The organism is Pseudonocardia sp. C8, assembly GCF_014267175.1.
Taxonomy (GTDB): Bacteria; Actinomycetota; Actinomycetes; order Mycobacteriales; family Pseudonocardiaceae; genus Pseudonocardia.
This window is the reverse complement of the sequence record NZ_JACMTR010000002.1, coordinates 4352647-4375044: the sequence shown is the minus strand read 5'-3', so window position 1 is coordinate 4375044 and position 22398 is coordinate 4352647. Positions and strand designations below refer to the sequence as shown.

At 74.1% G+C, this 22398-nt stretch carries 21 protein-coding genes; 13 read left to right on the top strand and 8 right to left on the bottom strand.

What is annotated here, in order from left to right; all coding sequences use genetic code 11:
• Positions 1-83: 83 nt before the first annotated feature.
• Complete coding sequence (gene cofC, locus H7X46_RS20835) at positions 84-836, bottom strand: 2-phospho-L-lactate guanylyltransferase (RefSeq protein ID WP_186361001.1); 753 nt, start codon at positions 834-836, stop codon at positions 84-86.
• A 151-nt stretch (positions 837-987) separates the two neighbouring features.
• Between cofC and H7X46_RS20830 the strand changes: the two genes are divergently transcribed.
• The 3 genes from H7X46_RS20830 (at position 988) to H7X46_RS20820 (ending at position 3932) form a co-directional block, all read left to right on the top strand.
• Positions 988-1707: a lysophospholipid acyltransferase family protein gene (locus H7X46_RS20830; protein WP_186361000.1), complete on the top strand. Its 720-nt coding sequence runs from the start codon at positions 988-990 to the stop codon at positions 1705-1707.
• Positions 1704-2750, top strand: coding sequence for an NAD(P)H-dependent glycerol-3-phosphate dehydrogenase (locus H7X46_RS20825; protein WP_370588882.1), 1047 nt, complete (start codon positions 1704-1706; stop codon positions 2748-2750). Before H7X46_RS20830 ends, H7X46_RS20825 begins: the two co-directional genes overlap by 4 nt.
• Positions 2751-2813: 63 nt before the next feature.
• Positions 2814-3932, top strand: a complete 1119-nt coding sequence (locus H7X46_RS20820) for a cystathionine gamma-lyase (RefSeq protein WP_186362804.1) — start codon at positions 2814-2816, stop codon at positions 3930-3932.
• A gap of 12 nt (positions 3933-3944) precedes the next feature.
• Here the strand turns inward: H7X46_RS20820 and H7X46_RS20815 are convergent, their stop codons facing one another.
• Entirely contained in the window at positions 3945-4136 is a 192-nt protein-coding gene (locus H7X46_RS20815) for a hypothetical protein (RefSeq protein WP_186360999.1), read from the bottom strand.
• Between the two features lie 236 nt (positions 4137-4372).
• Here H7X46_RS20815 and H7X46_RS20810 point away from each other — a divergent pair, with 236 nt between their 5' ends.
• Both H7X46_RS20810 and H7X46_RS20805 read left to right on the top strand, forming a co-directional pair.
• Positions 4373-5020, top strand: coding sequence for an HNH endonuclease (locus H7X46_RS20810; protein ID WP_186360998.1), 648 nt, complete (start codon positions 4373-4375; stop codon positions 5018-5020).
• 77 nt (positions 5021-5097) lie between these two features.
• Positions 5098-6111 carry an LCP family protein gene (locus H7X46_RS20805; protein WP_186360997.1) on the top strand — a complete coding sequence of 338 codons (1014 nt, stop codon included), beginning with the start codon at positions 5098-5100 and terminating at the stop codon, positions 6109-6111.
• Between the two features lie 45 nt (positions 6112-6156).
• Here the strand turns inward: H7X46_RS20805 and H7X46_RS20800 are convergent, their stop codons facing one another.
• Positions 6157-6954, bottom strand: a complete 798-nt coding sequence (locus tag H7X46_RS20800; protein ID WP_186360996.1) for a glucose-1-phosphate cytidylyltransferase — start codon at positions 6952-6954, stop codon at positions 6157-6159.
• A 433-nt stretch (positions 6955-7387) separates the two neighbouring features.
• Between H7X46_RS20800 and H7X46_RS20795 the strand changes: the two genes are divergently transcribed.
• On the top strand, positions 7388-8206 hold the full coding sequence (locus H7X46_RS20795) for a GNAT family N-acetyltransferase (RefSeq protein ID WP_186360995.1): 819 nt from the start codon (positions 7388-7390) through the stop codon (positions 8204-8206).
• Here H7X46_RS20795 and H7X46_RS30850 read toward each other — a convergent pair.
• Together H7X46_RS30850 and H7X46_RS20785 are read right to left on the bottom strand one after the other, a co-directional pair.
• Positions 8190-9755 (bottom strand): DUF4091 domain-containing protein, encoded by a 1566-nt coding sequence (locus tag H7X46_RS30850; protein ID WP_186360994.1) that lies wholly within the window; start codon positions 9753-9755, stop codon positions 8190-8192. The two genes, H7X46_RS20795 and H7X46_RS30850, sit on opposite strands and share 17 nt — an antisense overlap.
• Before the next feature lie 13 nt (positions 9756-9768).
• On the bottom strand, positions 9769-11205 hold the full coding sequence (locus H7X46_RS20785; RefSeq protein WP_186360993.1) for a Wzz/FepE/Etk N-terminal domain-containing protein: 1437 nt from the start codon (positions 11203-11205) through the stop codon (positions 9769-9771).
• A 158-nt stretch (positions 11206-11363) separates the two neighbouring features.
• Between H7X46_RS20785 and H7X46_RS30845 the strand changes: the two genes are divergently transcribed.
• Genes H7X46_RS30845 through H7X46_RS30840 form a run of 7 tightly spaced genes read left to right on the top strand, consistent with a single transcriptional unit; the run spans position 11364 to position 18654 of the window.
• A complete protein-coding gene (locus H7X46_RS30845; RefSeq protein WP_186360992.1) occupies positions 11364-12620 on the top strand; it encodes an O-antigen ligase family protein in 1257 nt (418 codons plus the stop codon).
• On the top strand, positions 12620-13909 hold the full coding sequence (locus tag H7X46_RS20775) for a hypothetical protein (RefSeq protein WP_186360991.1): 1290 nt from the start codon (positions 12620-12622) through the stop codon (positions 13907-13909). The genes H7X46_RS30845 and H7X46_RS20775 overlap by 1 nt, the downstream gene beginning before the upstream one ends.
• 3 nt (positions 13910-13912) lie before the next feature.
• Entirely contained in the window at positions 13913-15148 is a 1236-nt protein-coding gene (locus H7X46_RS20770) for a glycosyltransferase (protein ID WP_186360990.1), read from the top strand.
• Entirely contained in the window at positions 15145-15735 is a 591-nt protein-coding gene (locus H7X46_RS20765; RefSeq protein ID WP_186360989.1) for a GNAT family N-acetyltransferase, read from the top strand. The genes H7X46_RS20770 and H7X46_RS20765 overlap by 4 nt, the downstream gene beginning before the upstream one ends.
• Entirely contained in the window at positions 15732-16763 is a 1032-nt protein-coding gene (locus H7X46_RS20760; RefSeq protein ID WP_186360988.1) for an NAD(P)-dependent oxidoreductase, read from the top strand. The genes H7X46_RS20765 and H7X46_RS20760 overlap by 4 nt, the downstream gene beginning before the upstream one ends.
• On the top strand, positions 16760-17707 hold the full coding sequence (locus tag H7X46_RS20755; RefSeq protein ID WP_186360987.1) for a hypothetical protein: 948 nt from the start codon (positions 16760-16762) through the stop codon (positions 17705-17707). The genes H7X46_RS20760 and H7X46_RS20755 overlap by 4 nt, the downstream gene beginning before the upstream one ends.
• Positions 17704-18654 (top strand): GNAT family N-acetyltransferase, encoded by a 951-nt coding sequence (locus tag H7X46_RS30840; RefSeq protein ID WP_186360986.1) that lies wholly within the window; start codon positions 17704-17706, stop codon positions 18652-18654. Before H7X46_RS20755 ends, H7X46_RS30840 begins: the two co-directional genes overlap by 4 nt.
• Here the strand turns inward: H7X46_RS30840 and H7X46_RS20745 are convergent.
• The 3 genes from H7X46_RS20745 to H7X46_RS20735 are packed head-to-tail and all read right to left on the bottom strand — an operon-like array spanning position 18627 to position 22320.
• Positions 18627-19340, bottom strand: a complete 714-nt coding sequence (locus H7X46_RS20745) for a sugar transferase (protein WP_186360985.1) — start codon at positions 19338-19340, stop codon at positions 18627-18629. The two genes, H7X46_RS30840 and H7X46_RS20745, sit on opposite strands and share 28 nt — an antisense overlap.
• Positions 19337-20578 carry a DegT/DnrJ/EryC1/StrS aminotransferase family protein gene (locus H7X46_RS20740; protein ID WP_222131376.1) on the bottom strand — a complete coding sequence of 414 codons (1242 nt, stop codon included), beginning with the start codon at positions 20576-20578 and terminating at the stop codon, positions 19337-19339. Before H7X46_RS20740 ends, H7X46_RS20745 begins: the two co-directional genes overlap by 4 nt.
• Positions 20575-22320 carry a nucleoside-diphosphate sugar epimerase/dehydratase gene (locus H7X46_RS20735; RefSeq protein WP_222131375.1) on the bottom strand — a complete coding sequence of 582 codons (1746 nt, stop codon included), beginning with the start codon at positions 22318-22320 and terminating at the stop codon, positions 20575-20577. The genes H7X46_RS20740 and H7X46_RS20735 overlap by 4 nt, the downstream gene beginning before the upstream one ends.
• Positions 22321-22398 lie beyond the last annotated feature (78 nt).

Genomic DNA, 22398 nt, shown 5'->3' with positions numbered 1-22398 from the left:
GACGTGGTGCGCGCCGGCCCCCGGCCCGGGGTCGCCCTCCGGAGGGAGAGGCGCCGTTCCGTCCGGTCGGGGCAGCCGAGTCGTCACTCACGTGGCGATTGTTTCGCACCCGGGTCGTGCGGGCCAAACAGACACCCGACGTCACAGATGAATTCTGGATGGCCGCGCCGGTGCGTCCCGCCGTCCCGGCTCGCGATCACCGCCCGGGTCCAGTCCCCGACCCCGAGCACGGCGGCGGCGTCGAGGTCGGCCGCGGTGTCGACGTCGCGGCGCAGGCCGGGCCGGTCGCCGGGCAGCACGACCGCCCCGGACGCCCGGTGCGCCGCCGCCGAGGCCCCGCCGAACCGCGGGGCGAGGTCGAGCCCCGGAGCGGCGATCAGCAGGGTGGTTCCGGTGCCGGGCTCGTCCGGCTGGAAGACCCGCTGCACCCCGGTGGCGAACAGTGCCGCGGCCCGGGCGACGGCGTCGTCGAGCTCGGACGGGCGCAGCGCGGGCAGGTCGGCCTGCAGCGCCCCGATCGCGGAGCCGGCGTCCCGGGAGCGCAGGATGCCGGCGCCGTGCCGCAGCGCGCCGTTGAGCCCCCGCCCCGGGTCGGTGACCACCTCCGCGCCGAGCGGGCCGGCCTCCAGGGCCACCGCCGGGTCGGAGGAGATGACCACGACGTCCCGGACGGCCGCGGCCGACACCGCGGCGTGCACGGTGTCCCGGGCCAGCGCCAGTGCCAGCCGGAGGTGCGCGCCGAGATCGCCGACGCCACCGTCCGCGGCGCCGCGCAGCCGGGTCTTCGCGCCGGGCAGCGGCTTCACCGGGACGACCAGGTCCACCCGCAGGGTCACGCGCCCATCGTCGCACCTCGCCGGAGGGTTCCCCCGGCCGATCGCCGGGGCCGGGTTCACAGCAGGGGCGTCTTGTGGGGAGACTCCCACGACCGGATCATGCTGGTTCGGGACCGAGGCACCCGCTCCGGCGGGTGGGAGGAGGCCGCCGGTGGCCCGCGAGAAGGGCGGATTCTGGATCGGGCTGGCCGCGACCGTCTTCTACCCGCTGGGGTGGCTGACGGGCCGGCAGCGCTACCAGGGCCGCGAACACCTGCCCTCCACCGGTGGTGCGTTGCTCGTCGGCAACCACATCTCCTACCTGGACCCGGTGCACACCGCGCTGTTCGTGCACACCGCGGGCCGGGTGCCGCGGTTCATGGCGAAGAACAGCCTGTGGGGCGTCCCGCTCCTGGGCGCGATCCTGCGCGGCAGCGGGCAGATCCCGGTGTTCCGGGACACCGCCGACGCCCAGAACAGCCTGGCCGCCGGCACCCGGGCGCTCGCCGACGGGAAAATCGTGATCATCTACCCGGAGGGCACGATCACCCGGGACCCGGAGGGCTGGCCGATGCGGTCGCGCACCGGTGTGGCGCGGATGGCGCTGGCCTCGGACGTGCCGGTGGTTCCGATGGTGCACTGGGGTACCCGCGAGGTGTACGACCACTACGGGAAGAGGTTCCGGCCGCTCCCGCGCACCGACCTGGTGCTGCGCGCGGGCGATCCGGTGGACCTGTCGGCGTACCGGGGGCGCCCGGCGGACGCCGTCGTGCTGCGGGAGGTGACGGACCTGATCATGAGCAGGGTGCGCGACCTGCTGGCCGAGGTGCGGGGCGAGGCCGCGCCGGCCGAGTTCTACCGGCGCAGCTCCGAGCGGGAGGCCGGCCGGTGAGCCGGGCGTTCGAGGAGCGTCCGGTCAACGAGCCGGTGCACGACATCGCGCGGGTCGCCGTCCTCGGCGCCGGCAGCTGGGGCACCGCGTTCGCGAAGGTCCTCGCCGACGCCGGCCGCGGCGTCCGGCTCTGGGCCCGCCGCGCCGAGGTGGCCGACGCGATCAACGAGACCCGGCACAACCCCGACTACCTGTCCGACGTCGAGCTCCCGGCGAAGCTGTCCGCCACCCACGACCCGGCCGAGGCGCTCGACGGCGCCGACGCGGTGATCTTCGCGGTGCCCTCGCAGTCGCTGCGCGCCAACCTGGAGCAGTGGCGGGACCTGATCCCGGACGGGGTCACGCTCACCAGCCTCGCGAAGGGTGTCGAGCTCGGGACGCTGAAGCGGATGACCGAGGTGATCGACGACGTCACCGGGGTCGGCCCCGACCGGCTGGCCGTGGTCTCCGGGCCGAACCTGGCCGCGGAGATCGCGCACGAGGAGCCGACGGCCACCGTCATCGCCTGCGTCGACCACGAGCGCGCGGTGGCCCTGCAGACGGCGTGCGCGACCGGCTACTTCCGCTCCTACACCAACACCGACGTCGTCGGCGCGGAGCTGGGTGGCGCCGGCAAGAACGTGATCGCGCTGGCCGTCGGCGTCGCGGCGGGGATGGGGCTGGGCGACAACTCGCGGGCGTCGCTCATCACCCGCGGGCTGGCCGAGATGTCGCGGCTCGGGGTGGCGCTGGGTGCCTCCCCGCTGACGTTCGCCGGCCTGGCCGGGATGGGCGACCTCGTGGCGACGTGCAGCTCGCCGCTGTCCCGCAACCGCACCTTCGGGGAGCAGCTCGGGCGCGGGGCCAGCCTGGCCGAGGCGGAGCGGGCCAACCACGGGCAGGTCGCCGAGGGCGTGAAGTCCTGCCTGTCGATCTGCGAGCTGGCGGACCGCCACGGCGTCGAGCTCCCGATCGCCGACGCGGTGCGCCGGCTGTGCCACGAGGGGATGACGGCCCGCCAGATGGCCAAGGAGCTGATCAGCCGGGCGCCGAAACCCGAGTGACCCGTGAGTGGTTAGCAGGGTTCCGGCCCTGCTAACCACTCACGGGGTAGCGTCCGGCCCGTGATGAGCGGCGATGGCACCCGGTGCGTGCGCGGCGGCGAGCCCGGTACCCACGAGATCGGCGACCCCGTCCACCGTGGACCCGTGCTGACCAGCACGTACCACCTCGGCCGGCCGGAGGACGCCGGCGACGGCTCGGACTTCTACGCCCGTGCGGGCAACCCGACCTGGCGGGAGTTCGAGGCGGCCGTCGGCGAGCTGGACGGCGGCCCGTGCACGGTGTTCCCGTCCGGCATGGCGGCGATCGCGGCCGTGCTGCGGGCGTTCGGGACCCCGGAGCGCGGCGTGCTGCTCCCCGCGGACGGTTACTACGTCGCCCGGGCGCTGGCCGACGAGGAGCTGCGGCCGCTGGGCGTCCCGGTCGCCTACTGCGCGACGGCGGGGGACTGGGAGCTGGCCATCGTGCGGCACCGTCCGGCGCTGGTCCTGCTGGAGACCCCGTCCAACCCGGGGCTGGAGGTGTGCGACATCGCCGCGGTCGTGACCGCCGCGCACAAGGTGGGCGCGGTCGTCGCCGTCGACAACACCACCGCCACCCCGCTCGGCCAGCGGCCCCTGGATCTCGGGGCGGACCTCGTCGTCGCCTCGGACACGAAGGCCCTCGGCGGCCACGGCGACCTGCTGCTCGGGCACGTCAGCGCCGCCGACCCGCTGCACGCCGAGCGGATCCGGGGCTTCCGCACCCGCGGCGGGGCGATCGCCGGGCCGATGGAGACCTGGCTGGCGCTGCGCGGCCTCGGCACCCTCGACCTGCGCCTGGCCCGGCAGGCCGACAACGCCCGCGCGCTCGCGCTGGCGCTGCGGGAGACCGGCGGCGTGCACGACGTCCGCTGGCCCGGCCTGCCCGACGACCCGGCCCACACGCTCGCGGCCCGGCAGATGCGCCGCTGGAACGGCGTCCTGCGGTTCACCCTGGCCGACGTGCACGCCGTCTCGGAGTTCCTGTCCCGCACCACGCTGGTGGACTCGGCGACCAGCTTCGGCGGGCTCCGCACGGCCGCCGACCGGCGGGCGCGGTGGGGCGACGCGGTCCCGGACGGGCTGGTGCGGCTGTCCTGCGGGATCGAGGACACCGACGACCTGGTCGCCGACGTGCTCGGGGCGGTCCGGGCCGCCGTGTGACCGGCCGCGTCGTCAGGCGCGGGGGAAGTCGGCGAGCCAGCCCTGCAGCTCGGCCGGCCGGAGGTCGCAGTAGGGGCAGGCGGTGACGACCCGGGGCGCCCCCGGGCCCGTCACGAGCAGCCGCTGGTGGACGCCGCGACGGCCGCAGCAGGCGCAGGTCGCGGCCCGCGTCGTCGGCTCCGTGTGCGTGGCGTTGTCGTCCATGTACACCTGTATAGCTGCCCGATCGGGTACGGACACGCCGCTGTGGCCGACTCCACGCCCCCTGTGACGTGGGTGTTTCCGCTCGTTGCAGCGAGATGACCGCGGTCAGGGCCCGCAACCGGTGATCGTCGGGAACCGGCCGGTCACGTACCGTCGGCCCCGATATCACACTCGCGAAACCTCGCTTCCGTATGGTCGACTACATCACGGACCCGAGCGTTCGCGGAGGTGGTCGCGTGCCTTACCGACAACCCTTTCCCAGTGGTGCCGAGACCGTCGCCGCCCCCGACCTGAGAGCGGTCGATCCGCTCCCCGACGACGGCTCCCCGGCACCGGCGACCGAGCGGCCCACCCCGGGCTCGGTCGCGGGGATCCCTGCGGGGTCGCGGGTCCTGCTCCTCAACGCCAGCTTCGAGCCCCTGGCCGTCGTCACCTCCAAGCGGGCGATCTGCCTCCTGCTCGCCGGTAAGGCCGAGTGCCTCCAGGAAACCCTGGAGGGCGCCGCCTTCCGCTCCGAGAACCTCTCGCTCCCCGCACCGTCGGTGCTCCGCCTGTCCCGCTACGTCCGCGTCCCCTACCGGCGTGCGGTCCCCATGACCCGGGCCGGGGTGCTGCGCCGCGACGGCCGCCGCTGCGCCTACTGCACGCGGCGTGCTGACACCATCGACCACGTCGTCCCCCGCAGCCGGGGTGGCACGCACAGCTGGGACAACTGCGTCGCCGCCTGCCGCGCGTGCAACTCGCGCAAGGCCGACCGCCTCGTCGAGGAGCTCGGCTGGACGCTGCGGACGAAGCCCGCGCCGCCGTCGCGGAACGGGGGCGGGGTGCTGGTGCTCGCCGTGGAGCCGCTGCCGGCCTGGGAGCCGTGGTTGTCGGCGGCGTGACGCCGGGACGGTAACGTCGCGCGTCCGATCCCGACAGGACACCCGGGACCTCCTGACCCGGTCCCGGGAGGACACCCATGCGCACCGCCCCGCCCGCGACACGGACGCGGAAGGTCCTGTGGACCTTGCTGGCGCTCGTCGTGGCCCTCCTGCTGCTGGTCGCCGGCGGGATCGCCTGGCTCGTGGCGTCGGTCGGCAACGACGTCCCCCGCATCCCCGACGCGTTCAAGGGGCTCGAGAACACCGAGCGTCCGGCGAGCTTCGGCGGCACCACGTTCCTGCTCGTCGGCACCGACTCGCGTTCCGCGGAACCGACGACGGGGGCCGCGGCGAGCGCGGACCCCGGGTCCCAGCGCTCCGACGTGATCATGCTGGGGACGCTCGCCCCGGACGGCGCGTCGGCGAGCGTCGTCTCGATCCCGCGCGACTCCTGGGTCGAGATCCCCGGCCACGGCCCGAACAAGATCAATGCCGCGTACGCGTTCGGTGGCGCGCCGCTGCTGATCGGGACCGTCGAGCAGCTGACCGGGGTGCGGGTGGACCACTTCGGCGTCGTCGACTTCGCCGGCTTCACGAGCCTGGTCGACTCGGTCGGCGGGATCGACGTGACCGTCGCGCGGGCCACCAGCAACGACGGCGTCGAGTTCACCGAGGGCACCAACCACCTCGACGGCGCGGAGGCACTGGCATACGTCCGCCAGCGGTACGACCTGCCGAACGGCGACCTCGACCGAGCCGCGCGCCAGCAGAACGCGATGAAGGCGTTGCTCGAGAAGGTGCAGGCCACGGCGAGCACCGACCCGGCGTCGCTGTACGCGTTCGCCACCAGCGTCGGCGACGCGGTCAGCATCGACGACTCGCTGTCCAACACCGGGCTGGTGCAGCTGGCGCTGGCGAACCGGAACCTGCGCGGCTCGGACGTCACCTTCGTGACCGCGCCGGTGGCCGGGCTGGGCCGGGAAGGGGCGCAGTCGGTCGTGTACCTGGACGAGGCGCGCGGGCGGTCGCTGTGGGACGCGGTGCGCAACGGCAGCGTGCGGCAGTTCGCGGACCTGAATCCGGCGCAGACGCTGAGCGGCACGCCGTCGTGACGCCCGGCGGGCCCACCCTGCACGGGCCCGCCGGCGCCGCGCGGGTCAGTCCCAGATCTTCCAGGGCGCCTCGCCCTTGGCCCACAGACCGTTGAGGTGCTCGTAGTCCTTGAACGTGTCCATGGCGGACCAGAAGTCCTCGTGCGGGCGCACGTTGAGCTCGCCGTCGCGGGCGAGCTTCTGCAGCGGCTCGTGCTCGAGCCACACGTTGTCGTCGCCCTCGGCGCCGAGGTAGTTCTCGAGGAACTCGCGGCGGAACGCGAAGAAGCCACCGGAGACGTAGCCGGAGACCTGGGTGGGCTTCTCGTTGAACTCGACGACGCGGTTGCCGTCGGTGTGCATCTCGCCGAACTTCGACGTCGGGTGGACGCCGGTGACGGTGCCGATCTTGCCGGACTCCTCGTGTGCCTTCGCGAGCGCGGCGACGTCGACGGTGGCGACGCCGTCGCCGTAGGTGAGGAAGAAGTGGTCGGTGTCGATGTAGGGGGCGATCTTGCGGATGCGGGAGCCGGTGGCGGCCTCGAGGCCGGTCTCGGCGAAGGTGATCTCCCAGTCCTCGTCGACGCCGTTGTGGAAGTCGATGCGGTGGCGGTCGGCCATGGAGAGGGTGAAGTCGGAGAGCCGGGCCCGGTAGTCGAGGAAGTACTCCTTGATGGCCCAGCTCTTGTAGCCGAGGCAGAGCACGAAGCGGCGGAAGCCGTGCTGGCGGTAGATCTTCATGATGTGCCAGACGATCGGGCGGCCGCCGATCTCGACCATGGCCTTGGGGAGGCTCTCGCTGGCCTCCCGGATCCGGGTGCCCTTGCCTCCGCAGAGGATGACGACGGGGGTCTCGGGGTTCATGCGGTCCTCTCCGTGACTGCTGGGGAGCGTGCCGGGTGCCGGCTGCGTCTGGTTGTCCAACCGAACACCACTACCGCATTGTTATCGATCACGGCCAGCGAACCGGGTCACACCGGGGCGTTCCGGGCACGCGTCGTGCGGGGATGGTCACAGCTGGTCACGCGGGTGGTGGTGGGAGGCGGAAGCGGTCGGGGGCTCTCGGTTGGCCGGATGCTTCCGGTCCGGAAGCGACGGCCTCGGCGGGCGCTGCGTCGACCGGAGCAGCCACGTCAGCCGGATACCGGGCGGCGCCCCGCACCTGGGCGGATCCGGACGGCGTGGTGTGCCACGGCGGCCGGATCGCGCAGTTCTCGAATTCGACCCGTAATGGTGTTCCGGAACTCCGGGAGACGGTAGGATCGGGTCCGCAGGGTCACGGGAATCCGAGGTCGCGATGTTCGAGTACATCCGGAACGAGTACAATCCGAGTCCCGTTCTCGTGCTCGACCCGGGAGCCCGCCCGGCCGGGCGCTGGGTGCGCGACCTCCCGTACTCGCGGGCGCTCTCGTTTCGCGTCCCGGCCGACCGGTCGGCACTCGAGGCCTGCCACGGCCGGAAGTGGTGGGCCACGGTCCGACGCAAGGAACGCCGCCTGCGCGCCGATGTGGACGACCTTCGCTTCAGGGTGGTGACCAGGGAGAACGAGCTTCGGGACGTCCTGCCGAAAGTGCAGCATCTCTTCGCCGAGCGCTGGGCCGGGGAGTACACCTCGTTCTGCTGGAAGACCCCGGAGGGCTTCGCGCCCTACGCCGACGCGATGGTCGACCTGGCAGCGGACGGCCGGGCCGAGCTCGCCGTCCTGGAGGGCGACGGAATCGTCCTGTCGTTCGTCTACGCGCTCGTCGAGGACGGGTGTTACTACTTCTATCAGCACGCCGCCACGCAGCGCGAGAAGTACCGCCGACACAGCGTGGGAAAGATTCTCGTGACCAAGCTGATCGAGGACCTGGTGGAGCGTCCGCGATGCGTGGAGTTCGATTTCATGACGGGTGAGTCGGACTACAAACGCGAATGGGGCGTCGAGAGCAGGCCGATCGTCTACCGGATCGACGAGCCGCGGACGGTGGCCGGGGCCGTGCGGTTCGCGGTCCGGGTCGCGTTGGTCGCGGCCAAGCACCGTGTGCAGTTCGGCCCGCCCCGGGTGCGCACCACGGCCAAGTCCGTCCTGCATGCGGCCGAGCGCACCCGGGGCGCGCTCAGCCGGCGTTCGTGACGAGCGGCACGAGCTCGGCCCGGGCCGCCCGCAGGACCACCGGGTCGGGTGACCAGTCCGACCATGACCGTGCGACCGTCGACACGATCTCGGTGACCGCTCGCTCGTGGCCGCCCGCCCGGGCCAGGTCGATGTAGTCGTAGTCGTCGACGCCGTCGCGGAGCCACTTCAGCCGGATCGACGGGACCGCGCCGCCGGGCAGGCCCACCTCCTCGCCGGGGTAGACGAGCACACCCTCGCCCGGATAGCCACCGGCGTAGGTGTGCACGTCCGTCCACACGTCCTGCACCCAGTTGTCGGCCCGCCAGTAGAGCAGCCCGGTCAGGCCGAGTGCCTGGTTGAGGAACCCCGGTTGGACCCGCAGGTGGACCGGCGGGAAGTCGATGAGCCATTTCGGCGAGTAGCCGTCCTGGACGAGCGCGTTGTACGACCACACCTGCATGCCACGGTCGAGTGCCTCCCGCACGGCGGCGGGATCGGCGTCGTACTGCTTGGGCAACACCACCCAGATGTCGACCGCGGTCCGCCCGGTGCCGTCGTCGAACAGCGCCGGGTCCGGGGTCTGGGTGAGGAGCTGCGCGACGCCGGCCCCGTGCAGCGCCCGGCCCCACGCCTGCACCTCGGCCCGCAGATCCGGGCAGTTGCCGATCTCGTCGGCCGTGTAGTTGAACAGGAGCGTGCCGGGAGCCGCCCGTGCGGCCACCGCCGCGACCTCGGCCGGGGTCGGGGGCGGGTCGAGCCGGCAGACGTACTGGTCGGCGCCGCTGAAGAAACCGGTGTCGGTCGTCGTGACCGCCGCGGAGAGCGGATCACCGGGGCCGGGGCGCGCCGATGTCGGCGTGATCCGGTTGCGCAGCAGCTCCCGGCTCACCGCCGGCCGCCCCGACCCGTTCAGGACGGCGCTGTGCAGCGCGGGCCGCGCCGGTAGGGCGGCGTCCACCACGCTCAGCCGCACCGTGCCGGACGCGGTGAAGCCACCCGTGCCGCGGACCGTCCAGCGCCCGGTGTACTCGCCCGGTGCCGCGTCCGGCGGCACCGTGACGTCCACCCAGTACGGCTGGTTGCGGCCGGCGGCCACGCTGGCACCCGCCGCCCGGACGCGCCCGTGGAGTGCGACACCGGTGTCCGGGTCGGTGAACGGGACCAGCACGTCCGGGAAGTGCCCGGCGGGCTGCGGTCGGGATCGGCCGCCGCCGTCCGGGCTGCTCTCGGTGACCTCGACGTAGTGCTCGCGGAACCGGGTCACCGCCGACGCCGGGACGGTCCCCGCCCGCCCGACCAGGTCGCTCACGACGAGGTCGAGCCCGGCAGCGCCGGTGGCGCCGCCGGAGACCACGATCTGGAACGACTCGGTCTCCCCGCGCAGGGCCGTGATCAGGGCCTCCGAGCCGGTCCGCGGAGTGTCCCGGAGGCCGACCCGGGTCAGCGAGTCGGTCACCCACGCCGACGCCGCCCCGGTCGGCGGCGGTTCCGGCGGTGGTGCCGGGGCGCACCCGATCACGATGACGAGCAGCGCGGCGGCGAGCAGGACGAGTGACGGCTTCCGCACACCCGGGCGTCCCTCAGGTCCGTGCACGGCCGGCTGTGTAGATCACTCCGTCGACGGACGTCCCGGTCCGCGCCAGCTCGCGGGCCGCGCGCTCCAGCTCCGGGACACGGGCATCCGGACCGGCCACGACGAGCCGCAGGTCGACGATCTCGGCCACGGCGAACGCGTCCGGATGGGACGTGAGCGGCGGTGCGACGACGACGAGGACGTCGGCCAGCAGGCGGAGTTCGTCGAGCGCGTGGGCGAACCGGTCTCCGGTCAGCGCGTCGTACGGACCGCCGGGGACCCGGCCGGCCGGCAGCACCTGCATCCCGGGGGTCACGGTCGACTGCAGGGCGGCCCCGGGGTCGCCCCCGGCGAGCACCCCGCCGAGACCGTCGCCCTCGGCGAACAGGTGCAGGACCGCGGGTACGGTGTCGCCGCCCCGGAAGTCGGCTGACACCAGGACGGCCTTCAGCCCCGCCCGCGCGAAACTCTGGCAGAGGTTCACCCCGACGACGACGGCGTTGGCCGAGTCCCGCGCGTCCGCGGCGCACACCAGCAGCGCGCCGTGCGGCTCGAGATCACCCCGGCCCTGCAACCGGCGGCGGACCAGGGTGAACGCGTCGGCATCGGCCGAACCCGGCTCGGCGATCCCGCCCCGCCGCGACGTCCCGGTGAGCCGGCGCCACCAGCGCGTCGCCCCGCTCGCGTCACCCGCGCCGGGGGTCGTTCCCAGCGGTGTGCCGGCCAGTGCGGCCGCGGCGGACTCCGCCCCGCGGACCCGGCGGTCGGCGTGCTCGGCCGCCCCGGCGATCGCCAGCCCGGCGAGCAGCGCGACGACCGCCGCACCGGCGGTGTAGAGGACCGGGTCCGGACGGGTCACGTCGGACGCGGTCGCCCGGGCGAGCACGGTCGGGATGGCTGCGGGAGGTGTCGCCTGCGCCGCCGCGGCGGCCTGCTCGTAGGCGGCCCGTTCCTGGTCCAGCTGCCGTACCCGGTCCGGCGGGGTCCGCGGTTCCTCCCGCTCGGCCTGGACCTCGGCGATCTGCCGGGCGAACGCCTCCGCCACCTGGGCGCGCTCGCTGCCGGCCGACCGTGCCCGCATGGCGACGGCCGTGTCGACGTAGGTGTTCGCGGCGAGCACCGCCTGCTCGGCGGACCCGGCGTTGGCGGTCACGGTGAGGATCGTGCCCTCCGCTCCCGTGACGACGACATCCGGCCGGAACCCCAGCCGGTCGGCCACCTCGTCCTGCACGGCGCTGCTCCCGAGGAACTGGGTCTCGGTCACCGGGTCGCCGTTACGCACGGTCACCTGGGCGGACGCGCTGTAGGCCGGGAGCATCAGCGCCGCCAGAAGCGCGGCCACGGCGGTCCCGACCAGCACGATCGTGAGGATCAGCGCCCACCGGCGTCGGACCACCCGCCGCCAGAACCCGAACTCGGCCTCGTCGGCCTGCACGTCGGCCATGGACACCGACCTTTCCGTCACGTCGTCGCGATCCGCTCTCCCCGGCGGACTCGCCGGATCCCGACCCGGCGTTAGGGCGGTAACGGAGCCGGGTGCGGCGCCGAGCCCTCCGGCGTCCCTTCCCGCCGCCGGGGGAGGGCCGGATCGGGAGGGGTCGCGTGGATCGACGGGGCGCGGCGTCGCAGGCCGACCGGCCGTTCCGGACCCTGCCGGGCGTCCTCCTCGCGGCCTACGTCGCCCTCATGCCGATCCAGCTCGAGGCAGGCTCGTTCGGCCTGCCGCTGCGACTGGCCCCGTCCGACGTCGCCCTGGCCGCCTACCTGGTCGTCGCGTTGCCCCGGATCCGGTACGTCCCGCGGGCCTGGAGCGCATGGCTCCTGGTACTGCCCGCACTGATGGGCACCGGAATGCTGGTCGCCTACGTCCGCTCGGGATACCTCACCCAGTACGCCTACCTCCAGAAGGCGGCGGGGCTGGTGATCCTGCTGGCCGGGTTCGCCTGCCTGGTCGACTTCGCGCGCTCCTGGGACCGGTTGCGGGGTCTGCTCCGGGTCTTCATGGTCTCGGTGCTGCTGAACGCGACGGCCGGGGTGTTCGGGTACGTCCTCGCCGCCGCAGCCGGAACGGTCATCCCGGTCCTGAACGAGCCGTTCCCGGGGGTCCGCCTGACGGGATTCCTGATCGACCCGAACGCCTTCGGTGGTCTCGTTGCCGTCGCCCTGCTGATGCACCTGGTCACGACAACCGCGGCCCGGCCGCTGTTGACCGGCCCCGTCGCCCGGGTCGCCGACGTGGTCCTGCCGGTCGCGCTGCTGCTCACGTTCTCCCGCTCGGCCTGGATCGGGTTCACCGCCGGCGTGCTCGCGCTCGCCGCACTGCGGCCGCGGGCGGCCGCCCGTCCGCTGCGCCGGATGGTCGCCGGTGCGTTGCTCGCGGTCCCGCTGCTCGGCACGTTCCTCGCGCTGTTGCTGGCGAACCCGCTGGGGCTGATCCAGCGCCCCGACCAGGTGCAGTCCCGGCTGTCGATCGGCGAGGACGCGCTGGCGGAGCTGGCACGGTCGCCGCTGCTCGGCACCGGCGTCGGGACCTACCAGGAGCGCCACGGCGTGATCGTGCACAACACGACCCTGTGGTTCCTGACCGAGCTGGGACTCGTCGGCCTGCTCGTGTTCCTGGCCCTGGTGTGGAGCGTCGCGTCCCGGTTGCTCGGCGCACACCGGCTGGCCCCGCCGGACGAGCGGCCGCTCGCCCTCGCGCTGCTGGCCGCGCACGCCGCGATGCTCGGGCTCTCGGTCGGCATCGAGGCCTTCTACCAGCGGCACTGGTGGCTGGTGATCGGGCTGGGGGCCGCCGCCTGGTCGCTGTCGGCACGCCGCCCGGCGGGCGCGACCGAGCGCGCCGCGGTACGCACCTGATGGCCCGGTCGTCGCTGCGGCAGGCGCACTGGGGCGTGCTGTCCCAGGGCCTCAACGCGGGCACCAACTTCCTTCTGTCGTTCCTCGTCGCCAGGTCCCAGCCGGCCGCCGAGTTCGGGCGGTTCGCGCTGGTGCTGGTCCTGTTGATCCTGGCCGTGGCGCTGGTTCGCGAGACCGGGAACACGGTGTTGACGATCGCCCATTCCGGCGATCGCGACGGCCTGTGCCGTGGTGGCCGGCAGAGCACCGGCTACGCGGCCGGAGTCGGGACGCTGGCCGCGGCCTGCTGCCTGGTCGCCGCCGTCCCCGTCACCGGGGCGATGCGGGCGGTGCTGGTCGTGCTGGCGGTCGTGTTCCCGTTCGTCCTGCTCCAGGACGCGTTGCGCGGGGTGTCGGTCGCGGCGGGCCGGCCGCGGTCTGCGGCCGGCTTGGACGCGCTGTGGGCGGGTGTCCAGATCGGGCTGACCGCCGTCGTGATGGCCGTGTCCACGCAGCCGCCCATGTGGACGTTCGTCGCGGCCTGGGGCGCGGGGGCGGTGGTGTCGGCGCTCGCCGGGCTGCGGCGGAGGCGGCTGGTCCCGGCCCGCGCGCTGCCGCACCGCTGGCTGCTCCGGCACCGCGCCCTGACCGTGCCGCTGCTGGGCGCCTACGCGCTGAACACGCTGCCGCCGCAGATCGTCATGCTCGCGATGCCCCTGGTCTCCGACTTCACCGAGACCGGGGTGCTCCGCGCCGCCTACCTGCTGTTCGGGCCGATCGCGACGCTGTTCGCCTCGGTCTACGCGCTGGCGATGGTGGACGCGGTCCGGGCCGGCACGCCGGCCGCGACGGTCCGGGTCGCCGGGTTCGTCTCGGCCGCGCTCGGGGGGATCGGCGCGCTCTGGTGCGTTCTCGCGGTGCTGCTGCCGTCGTCGGCCGGGCGACTGCTCATGGGTTCCACGTGGGAGCTCACCGGTTCCACGCGGCTGCTGCTGGGGATCAGCCTGGTCGCCGAGGGGGTCGTCTACGGCGCGATGACCGCGATGGGTGCGCTGCGCCGGCCCGGGCGGATGGTGCGGGCGCGGCTGGTGGCTGCACCGGTGCTGCTGGTGCTCGCCCTCGCCGGCGGGGCGCTGGCCGGGGCCGAGGGAGCCGCGGCCGGCCTGCTGTCCGGGCACGCGCTGTGCGCCGCCCTGGCGTGGGCGCAGGTTCCGGGCGCGGCCCGGCAGGCCGATCGGGACGACGCCGCGGGCGTCGCCGCCGGCACCGACGAGCCGGCCGGCCGGGCCGGCCCCCTCCCGGAGAGGTGACGCATGCCCCGACCTCACGTCGCGATCGCGGTGACCAGCCACGCCACCGCCGTGTCCTTCCTGCCGGGCCTGGCCGGGCATCTCGCCGCGGCCGGCTGGCGGGTCACGGTTCTGTGCGCGCCCGGTCCCGGGCTCGCCGCCCTGACCGGGGCGGGAGTGCAGGTGCGGGAGGTGCCGATGGCACGTGACCCGGCGCCCGGTGACCTGCGCTCGCTTCACCTGCTGTTCCGGGCGTTCCGCGAGCTGCGCCCGGACGTGGTGCTGGCGGCCACCCCCAAGGCCGGACTGCTGGCGACGCTGGCCGCACGGACGTGCCGGGTACCGGTGGTCGTGCACCTGGCGTGGGGTCTGCGCAGCGAGACCCTCACCGGCCCGTCCCGGCTGCTGGTGCGTGGCCTGGAGACGCTGTCGGCCCGGGCGGCGCACCGGGTACTGGCCAACAGCGGCAGCCTCGGCCGGGAGCTCGTCCGGCTCCGGATGATCGCGGCCGGCCGGCTCGACGTGCTCGGCGCGGGCAGCTCGCACGGTGTCGACGTGGAGCGGTTCACCCCCGGACCACCCGGTGACCCGGAGCTCGACGACGCGCTCGCAGCGCTCGGTGGGGGCCCGGTCGTCGGGTTCGTCGGCCGGATCACCCCCGACAAGGGGGTGCCGGAGCTCGTCGACGCGATGCGGCTGCTCCGTGTCCGCGGGGTGACCGCCCGGCTGCTGCTGGCCGGCCCGGCCGAGGATCCGGGCACCGCCGAGCGGGTCCGCCGGGCCCGCGACGACGAGGGACTTCCGATCCTGCTGCTCGGTGGCCGCGCCGACCCGCTGCCGATCTACCGGGTGCTCGACGTGCACTGCCTGCCGACGTGGCGCGAGGGCTTCCCGAACGTGTGCCTGGAGGCCGCGGGGTGCGGGCTGCCCACCGTGACCACCGACGCGACCGGCGCCGTCGACTCGGTGGTCCCTGGCCGCACCGGTCTCGTCGTTCCGGTCGGTGACGCCTGCGCCCTGGCCGCGGCGCTGGAGCGGCTGCTCACCGCTCCCGTGGAGCGGTCCCGGCTCGGGCGGGCGGCCCGCGAACGCGCGGTCGCGGAGTTCGCGGCACCCCTCGTACACCGGGCGCACGAGGGGTACCTGCGGGCCCTGCTGCGGGCGGCTAACACGCCCCGGGACGGCGACGAGTCGTCCGTCGTCCCACCGGTCGCGCTCGACCGGGTCCCCGGTCCGTCCCAGCGTCGGGAGGCATCATGAACATCATCGGCAGGACCGTCCGGCTGCGCGCCGTCGAGGAGGAGGACCTCCCGGCGCTGCACGACTGGGCCAACGACCCCGAGATCGGGAGGCTGCTGGCCGGCTGGCACTTCCCGCACTCGCGGGACTCGCAGCGCCGGTGGTTCGACGGGCTCAAGGACGACGCCCGCAACCAGCGGTTCGCCGTCGACACATCGGATCTCGGGTTGATCGGCACCGCGAACCTGGTGGACATCGACTGGCGGGACGGGCACGCGTTCCACGGCATGTTGCTCGGCAGCAAGGAGCTGCGCGGCCGCGGCCTCGGCGTCGACACGGTCATGACCGTGATGCGGTACGCGTTCGACGAGCTGCGGCTGCAGCGCCTGGACGGCGCGATGATCGAGTACAACCTGGCGTCGATCAAGCTGTACTGCGGCAAGTGCGGCTGGGTAGAGGAGGGCCGGCTGCGCAACTGGTACCACCGGGACGGCCGGTACTGGGACCGGGTCGTCGTCGGGGTGACCCGGGACGACTACCACCGGCTGGTCGAGGAGACCGGATACTGGGAGGCGTCGGTGCCGGCCCCCGCCGGGGCGGCCCGATGAGCGGCCGGGGCCCGGTCGTCGTGACCGGCGGGGCCGGCTACCTCGGGTCGGTCATGACCCGGCGGCTGCTCGCGGCCGGGCGTCCTGTGACCGTGATCGACGACCTGACCTTCGGCGACCACGGCCTGGCCTCGGTCCGACACGATCCCGGGCTGCAGGTCGTGCCGGTCGACGTCCGGGACGTTCCGGTCCTGCGGGCCGTGCTGACCGGGGCCGAGGCGGTGGTGCACCTCGCCGCCGTCGCCAACGACCCGTCCGGGGACCTGGACCGCGCGCTCACCCGTTCGATCAACTTCGACGTGTACGCGCCGCTGCTCGAGGCCTGCCGGGAGGCGGGGGTCCGGACGTTCGTGAACGCGTCGTCGTTCTCGGTGTACGGGATCGCCGTCCGGCCGAACATCACCGAGGACGACCCGCTGAACTGCCTGCGCGAGTACTCCCGGTGCAAGGCGGACGCCGAGCCGCTCGTGCGCTCGTACGACTCGCCGTCGATGACGACGGTGAACCTCCGGCTGGCCACGCTGTGCGGCTGGTCGCCCCGGATGCGGTTCGACCTGGTCGCGAACCTGCTGCTCGGTGAGGCACTGCGGTATCGGCGGATCACCGTCGTCGGCGGTGAGCAGTGCCGGCCGCAGGTGCACCTGCACGACGTCTGCGACCTCGTCGAGCTCCTGCTCGACGCGCCTCGGGACCGCATCGGGGGAGAGGTGTTCAACGTGGGCGGGGAGAACACGTCGATCCTCGAGCTCGCGACGACCGCGCGCGACGTGGTGCAGGCCGACGGCCGCGGTCCCGTCACGCTCACCCACGAACCGGCTCGCGACGACGAGCGGTCCTACGTGGTCAGTTCGGAGAAGCTGGCCCGCACGCTCGGTTTCCGGGCGACCCGCACCGTGGCCCGGGCCATGGCGGACGTCGCCGCGGCCTACGAGCGCGGCGAGTGGCACGACCACCGGAGTCCCGAGCACCACAACGTCCGGCACCTGCTGGGCGTGCTCGCCGCGCAGCGGGCGAGGGCCGTGGTGTGACCGCCCGGTTCATCCTGTCGCTCGACTGCGAGGGACGGTGGGGTGTCGCGGACCTCCTCGACTCCCCGCACGCCCGCGCGCTGACCGACCGGGCACTGCGCGAGGCCTACCACGGGCTGCTCGCGGTACTCGACGCCGCGGCGGTCCCCGCGACGTTCGCCTTCGTGGCGGCGTTCACCCTGCCGCCCGACCGGCTCCGCGCGCTGCGCCCGGACCTGCGCCGCGCCGCGGCCCGGCTGCCCGGTTACGTGGAGCACGCGGAACGGGCCTGCGCGGGCGAGGGGTGGTCCGGGCAGTGGGCCTTCGACGCGGTGCGGTCCGCGCGCACCCGGCACGAACTCGCCCTGCACGGGGCCACTCACGTGCCGTGGGACCACCCGGGATTCACCGCGGACGCCGCGCGCGCGGAGCTGCAGCTCGCGTTCGACGCCGCGCCCGAGCTCGCCCGCCAGGTGCGGACCTTCGTCTACCCCCGCAACCGGGTGGCGCACCGGCAGGTGCTCGCCGAGTTCGGCATCGCGGGCGCGCGGGACGCCCGCCCATCGCGGTCCCGACCGGGGGCGCTGTTCGAGGAACTGTCCCCGGCGGCGCCGGACACCGACCCGCCGGCCGACGTCCCGGTCCGGATCCCGGCCGGCCGTTTCCTGAACTGGCGCTCCGGTCCGCGCCGGGCGGTCCCACCCCGGGTGACCCGGTCCCGGTTCCGGCGGTCGCTGTCGACCGCAGCGCGCACCGGCGGCGTCGTGCACGTCTGGACCCACCCGGAGAACCTGGCATCCGGCCCGGGGACGTTGGAGCTGTTGCGCGACATCGTCACCGACGTCGTCCGGCTGCGTGACGCCGGCCGGTGCGACGTGCTCACCCAGGCCGACTACTGCGACCGGGTGGCGCCGGGGTTGCTCGACGCGTCCCGGGCCCGCCGCGACGCCCGGCTGGCGTCGTGACCGCCCCGGCCCGCACCGTGGGCACCGCCCTGCTGGCCGACGGCGGTGCCGCCGCGACGGACGCCGAGTTCTTCCGCAGCGCGGGTTTCCTGCGTGCGGAGGGGGTCACGCACACGGTCGTCACCGAGGACGGCCGGCTCGCGGTGCCGGTGATCGTCCGCGAGATCCCCGGCGACGGCGGGTACGACGCGATCTCCCCCTACGGCTATCCGGGTGCCCGGTGCGAAGGTCCGCAGGTCACCGCCGGGGACCTGGACCTCCGTCCGACCGGGCTGGTCAGCGTGTTCCTGCGGGAGCGGCTCGGGACACCCGCAGTGCACGGTGCCCGGCCGCGGCAGCCGGTGCTGCTGCACGACCCGGCGCTCCCGCGCCGGCTGAACCGGCGGACCGCGACGAAGGCCCGCAGCAACGAGCGGGCCGGCTACGCCTGTGCCGTGGTTCCGGGTCCGCAGGCCGGGCCGGACCTGCTCGCCGGCTTCCACACCGCCTACACCGAGACCATGGTCGGCGTCGGGGCGGCGGCGCGGTACCTCTACTCGCCGGCCTACCTGGCGGCCTGCCTGACCGAGGACTCGTCCTGGCTGGTCGTGGTGCACGGCCCGGACGGTGACGTCGCGGCCGCCGCGCTGGTCGTCCGCAGCGACGGGGTACTGCACTACCACCTCGGCGGCACCGCCGACGCCCACCGAGCGGCGTCCCCGGCGAAGAACATGATGATCGCCATGACGGAACTGGCCGAGACGGTGGGCGTCCCGCTCAACCTCGGCGGCGGGATGACCGAGGGGGACAGCCTGCACCGCTTCAAGAGCCTGTTCGCCAACACGACCGGCGTGTTCGCCACCCACGACCTCGTCGGCGACCCTCAGGCCTACCGGCGCCTCGCCCGGCGGTCCGGTGAGGCCGGTGACTTCTTCCCCGCCTACCGGTCGCCCGCGGTCCGGGCCTGATCCGTTGCGGGCGCGTCCGGGACCCCCGGTTCCGCACGCGGGGCCGGGACGCTCCCGTGCGCCGAGCCTGGGGCTGCAGGGCGGGCGCCCCAGAAGTCCACGACCGTGCCGGAGGCGGTCGGGAACCCGTCGTTGATCCCATCGACGCCGTGCACCCCGGAGGGCCGGACGGTCCGGAGGGCGGTGAGCGCGACGATCCGCAGGTCCAGGCCCGCCCCGCGATGGTCGATCCACCACAGGTCCAGCTCGATCCGTTCGGGCCAGCTGATCGCGTTGCGGCCGTTGACCTGGGCCCAGCCGGTCAGGCCCGGCCGCACGGCCAGCCGTCCGCGCTGGCGGGCCGTGTAGTGCTCCACCTGCAAGGGCAGTGCCGGCCGGGGGCCGATCAGCGACATGTCCCCGCGCAGGATGTTCCACAGCTGCGGCAGCTCGTCGAGGCTGCTCGCGCGCAGGAACCGGCCCACCGCGGGGGTCCGTGCCGCGTCGGGCTGCCCGAACTCCGACGGCGGGCGCATCGTCCGGAACTTCAGCAACCGGAACGGCACGCCGCCGAGGCCCGCGCGCTCCTGCCGGAACAGCACCGGGCGGCCCATCGTCACCAGCACGGCGAGCGCCACGGCGGCGATCACCGGCAACAGCAGCAGGCCGGCGAGCAGGGACACCACGACGTCCAGCACCCGCCTCATGCCGTCGCCTCCGCGAGCACCTTTCGGGTGGCGGCCGCCAGGTCGCCGACGTCGTCCGCGGACAGTGTGGGATGCACGGGGAGGACCAGTGACGTCTCGCCGAGCTCCCGGGCGACCGGCAGCCGCCCGGCCGGACGCCCGGTCCGGTCGAACGCCCGCTCCCGGTAGATCTCGGTGCATCCGCCGAACGCGCACGGGACGCCCTCGGCGACGATCGCCGCGACCACCCGGTCGCGGTCCCAGCCCGGGCCGAGGGCCGCCGGCCGGACGTGGGCGTAGAAGCGGTAGTAGGCGTGCTCGGCGTCGTCCGGGACCCGTGGGAGCCGGAGTGCGGGAAGGCCGCCGAGCGCATCCCGCAGCACACACGCGTGCTCCCGGCGCCGCGCGACCCAGCCGGCGAGCAGGTGCAGCTGCCGCCGTCCGACGGCCGCCTGGATCTCGGTCATCCGGGCGTTCGTCCCGAACGTGGTGTGCAGCCAGCGGAAGCCGGGGGCCGCCGCGGGCCCGTGGACGGCAGCATGGTCCTTGCCGTGGTCCTTGAGGCTCCAGCACCGTCGCGCGAGATCGTCGTCGGACGTGGTGACCGCACCGCCCTCGCCCGCGGTACTCATGATCTTGTCCTGACAGAACGACCATGCGGCGATCCGGGCGTGCGTGCCCACCGGGAGCCCGGCACGCCGGGCACCGTGCGCCTGTGCGCAGTCCTCGACCAGGTCGATCCCGCGGTCCGCGGTGAGCCGGGCGAGCGCCGCGGTGTCGGCCGGGTACCCGCCGACGTGCACCGCCACCACGGCACGGGTCCGTCGGGTCAGCGCCGGTTCCACGGTCGCCGGCGTGAGCGCCTGCGAGTCGGGGTCGACGTCGACCACGACCGGCACTCCCCCGCAGGCGACGACGGCGCTCGCGGTCGCGATGAACGTCGCGGCCGGCACGACGACCTCGGTGCCCGGGCCGACGCCGATCGCCCGCAACGCGATCTCGAGGGCGACCGTCCCGTTCGCCATCGCGACCGCGTGCCGGGCCCCGGCCCAGCGCGCGAACTCGGCCTCGAACGCCCGTCCCTGCTCGCCCGTCCAGTAGTTCACCCGCCCGGACAGCAGGATCTCCGACACCGTGGCGGCGTCCTCGACCTCGAAATGCGGCCAGCCGGGCATCGGCGCCGTCCGCACCGGGGTCCCGCCGGTGATGGCGAGCCCGGTGCGTGGCCCGGTGGACGGCCGCACCGGGGCGGCGGTCACCGCCGGTCCCCGAGCGAGACGACGGTGGCCCGGCCGGCCACGCGGGAGCCGGGACCGTCCGTCACCGCAGCATCGGTGTCCGGTGCACGGTCCGCGAGCGCCCGCAGCACGGCAACCGTGCCGCCCGCGGGCGGGTCGGGTGGCAGGGCGGTCCCGGGCAACGCCGGGACCGGGACGTGTGACACCGCGGGGTGCACGGGACGGACGTCGGGCTCGCCGTCGCCGAACAGGTCCTCGTGCAGCTTCTCGCCGTCCCGCAGGCCGGTGTAGGTGATCTGCACCGACCGCCCGGCGAGCAGGGTGAGCTGGCGGGCGATGTCGACGATCCGGACGGGCGCGCCCATGTCCAGGACGAGCACCTCGCCGGGCTCCCCGACCGCACCGGCCTGGATCACGAGACGGACGGCTTCCGGGATCGTCATGAAGAACCGGGTCACGTCGGGATGTGTGATCGTGATCGGTCGGCCGGCCGCGATCTGCTCGGAGAACGTGGTGAGCACCGATCCCCTGCTGCCGAGCACGTTGCCGAACCGCACCGAGACGTACGCCCCGTCGGCCACGCCGTCCATGCCTGCGACCAGGCGTTCGCCGATCCGCTTCGACATCCCGAGCACGCTGGTCGGGTTCGCGGCCTTGTCGGTCGAGATGTTGACGAACCGCCGGACCTCGGCCTCCCGCGCGGCGTCGAGGACGTTGCGCGTGCCGAGCACGTTCGTCTGCCACGCCTCGGCGGGGTACTGCTCCAGCATCGGGAGGTGCTTGAGTGCGGCGGCGTGGAACACGACGTCCGGCCGCCGCTCGAGGAAGACCCGCCGGATCGTGTCGGCGTCGCGGATGTCGGCGAGGATGACGTCCGGCGAGTCCAGCAGGGCACGCCCGCTGATCGAGAGCTGCAGGGCGTGCAGTGCCGACTCGTCCCGGTCCAGCATCAGCAGCGAGGCGGGCCCGAACCGGTGAACCTGGCGGCAGAGTTCCGAGCCGATGGAGCCGCCGGCGCCGGTGACCAGGACGGTCCGGCCCGCCAGGTACTCGGCGATGGCGCCGACGTCGACCTCGACCGGGGTCCGCCCGATCAGATCCGCGATGTCGAGGTCCTGCAGATCGGTGAGGCCGATCCAGGGCCGGAACACGTCCATCAGCGCGGGAATGACCTTCACCTGCAGCCCGGCACCGGTGGCGACCCGGCTGACCTCGCGCATCACGTCCACCGGGAGGTCGTGGATCGCGACGACGAGCAGCGTCGCCCCGGTCTCCCCGATGATCCGCGGCAGATCCGCGCGTGACCCGAGGACCGGCACGCCGGAGATCCGGCGCCGGCGAGCGCGGGGGTCGTCGTCGATCAGTGCGACCGGGAGGTAGCCGGAACCGGTCTCCCCGAGCATCGAACGGATGATCTGCTGGCCGCGTTGACCCGCACCGAAGACGATCACCTGGTCGGCGGAGGCCGGGTCCGGACGGTTGCGGCGCTCCCGGAGCAGGCGGGCGGCGACCCGGGGGCCGACCGCGAGCGGGATCGCGACCAGGACGGCGATCAACGGGATCGATCGGGGAATGGACAGCAACGGCGTCAGGCCGATCGCGAACAGCGTCGATCCGGTCACGAGAATCGTTCCGCTCACGTGCAGCGCGTCGTCGGCCGCGCCGACGACGTGTCGTCCGCGAATGTGTCCCGCGGCGACCGAGACGACGACCTGAAGGCCGATCGCGACGAGGGCGGTGGCCAGCAACGCATCCGGGGACACGGTCGACCAGAGAGCCGAGTCGAGGCGGAGCCAACCTGCTGCAAGCACGGCAGGCGCCCAGGTCACGGCCTCGGTCGG

Coding starts and splice junctions, on each gene's coding strand:
- H7X46_RS20800 (WP_186360996.1), bottom strand. CDS start 6,954: ATGAACCCCGAGACCCCCGTCGTCATCCTCTGCGGAGGCAAGGGCACC.
- H7X46_RS20745 (WP_186360985.1), bottom strand. CDS start 19,340: ATGAGGCGGGTGCTGGACGTCGTGGTGTCCCTGCTCGCCGGCCTGCTG.
- H7X46_RS20770 (WP_186360990.1), top strand. CDS start 13,913: ATGCCCCGACCTCACGTCGCGATCGCGGTGACCAGCCACGCCACCGCC.
- H7X46_RS20795 (WP_186360995.1), top strand. CDS start 7,388: ATGTTCGAGTACATCCGGAACGAGTACAATCCGAGTCCCGTTCTCGTG.
- H7X46_RS20775 (WP_186360991.1), top strand. CDS start 12,620: ATGGCCCGGTCGTCGCTGCGGCAGGCGCACTGGGGCGTGCTGTCCCAG.
- H7X46_RS20815 (WP_186360999.1), bottom strand. CDS start 4,136: ATGGACGACAACGCCACGCACACGGAGCCGACGACGCGGGCCGCGACC.
- H7X46_RS20820 (WP_186362804.1), top strand. CDS start 2,814: ATGAGCGGCGATGGCACCCGGTGCGTGCGCGGCGGCGAGCCCGGTACC.
- H7X46_RS20760 (WP_186360988.1), top strand. CDS start 15,732: ATGAGCGGCCGGGGCCCGGTCGTCGTGACCGGCGGGGCCGGCTACCTC.
- H7X46_RS20785 (WP_186360993.1), bottom strand. CDS start 11,205: ATGGCCGACGTGCAGGCCGACGAGGCCGAGTTCGGGTTCTGGCGGCGG.
- H7X46_RS20765 (WP_186360989.1), top strand. CDS start 15,145: ATGAACATCATCGGCAGGACCGTCCGGCTGCGCGCCGTCGAGGAGGAG.
- H7X46_RS20805 (WP_186360997.1), top strand. CDS start 5,098: ATGCGCACCGCCCCGCCCGCGACACGGACGCGGAAGGTCCTGTGGACC.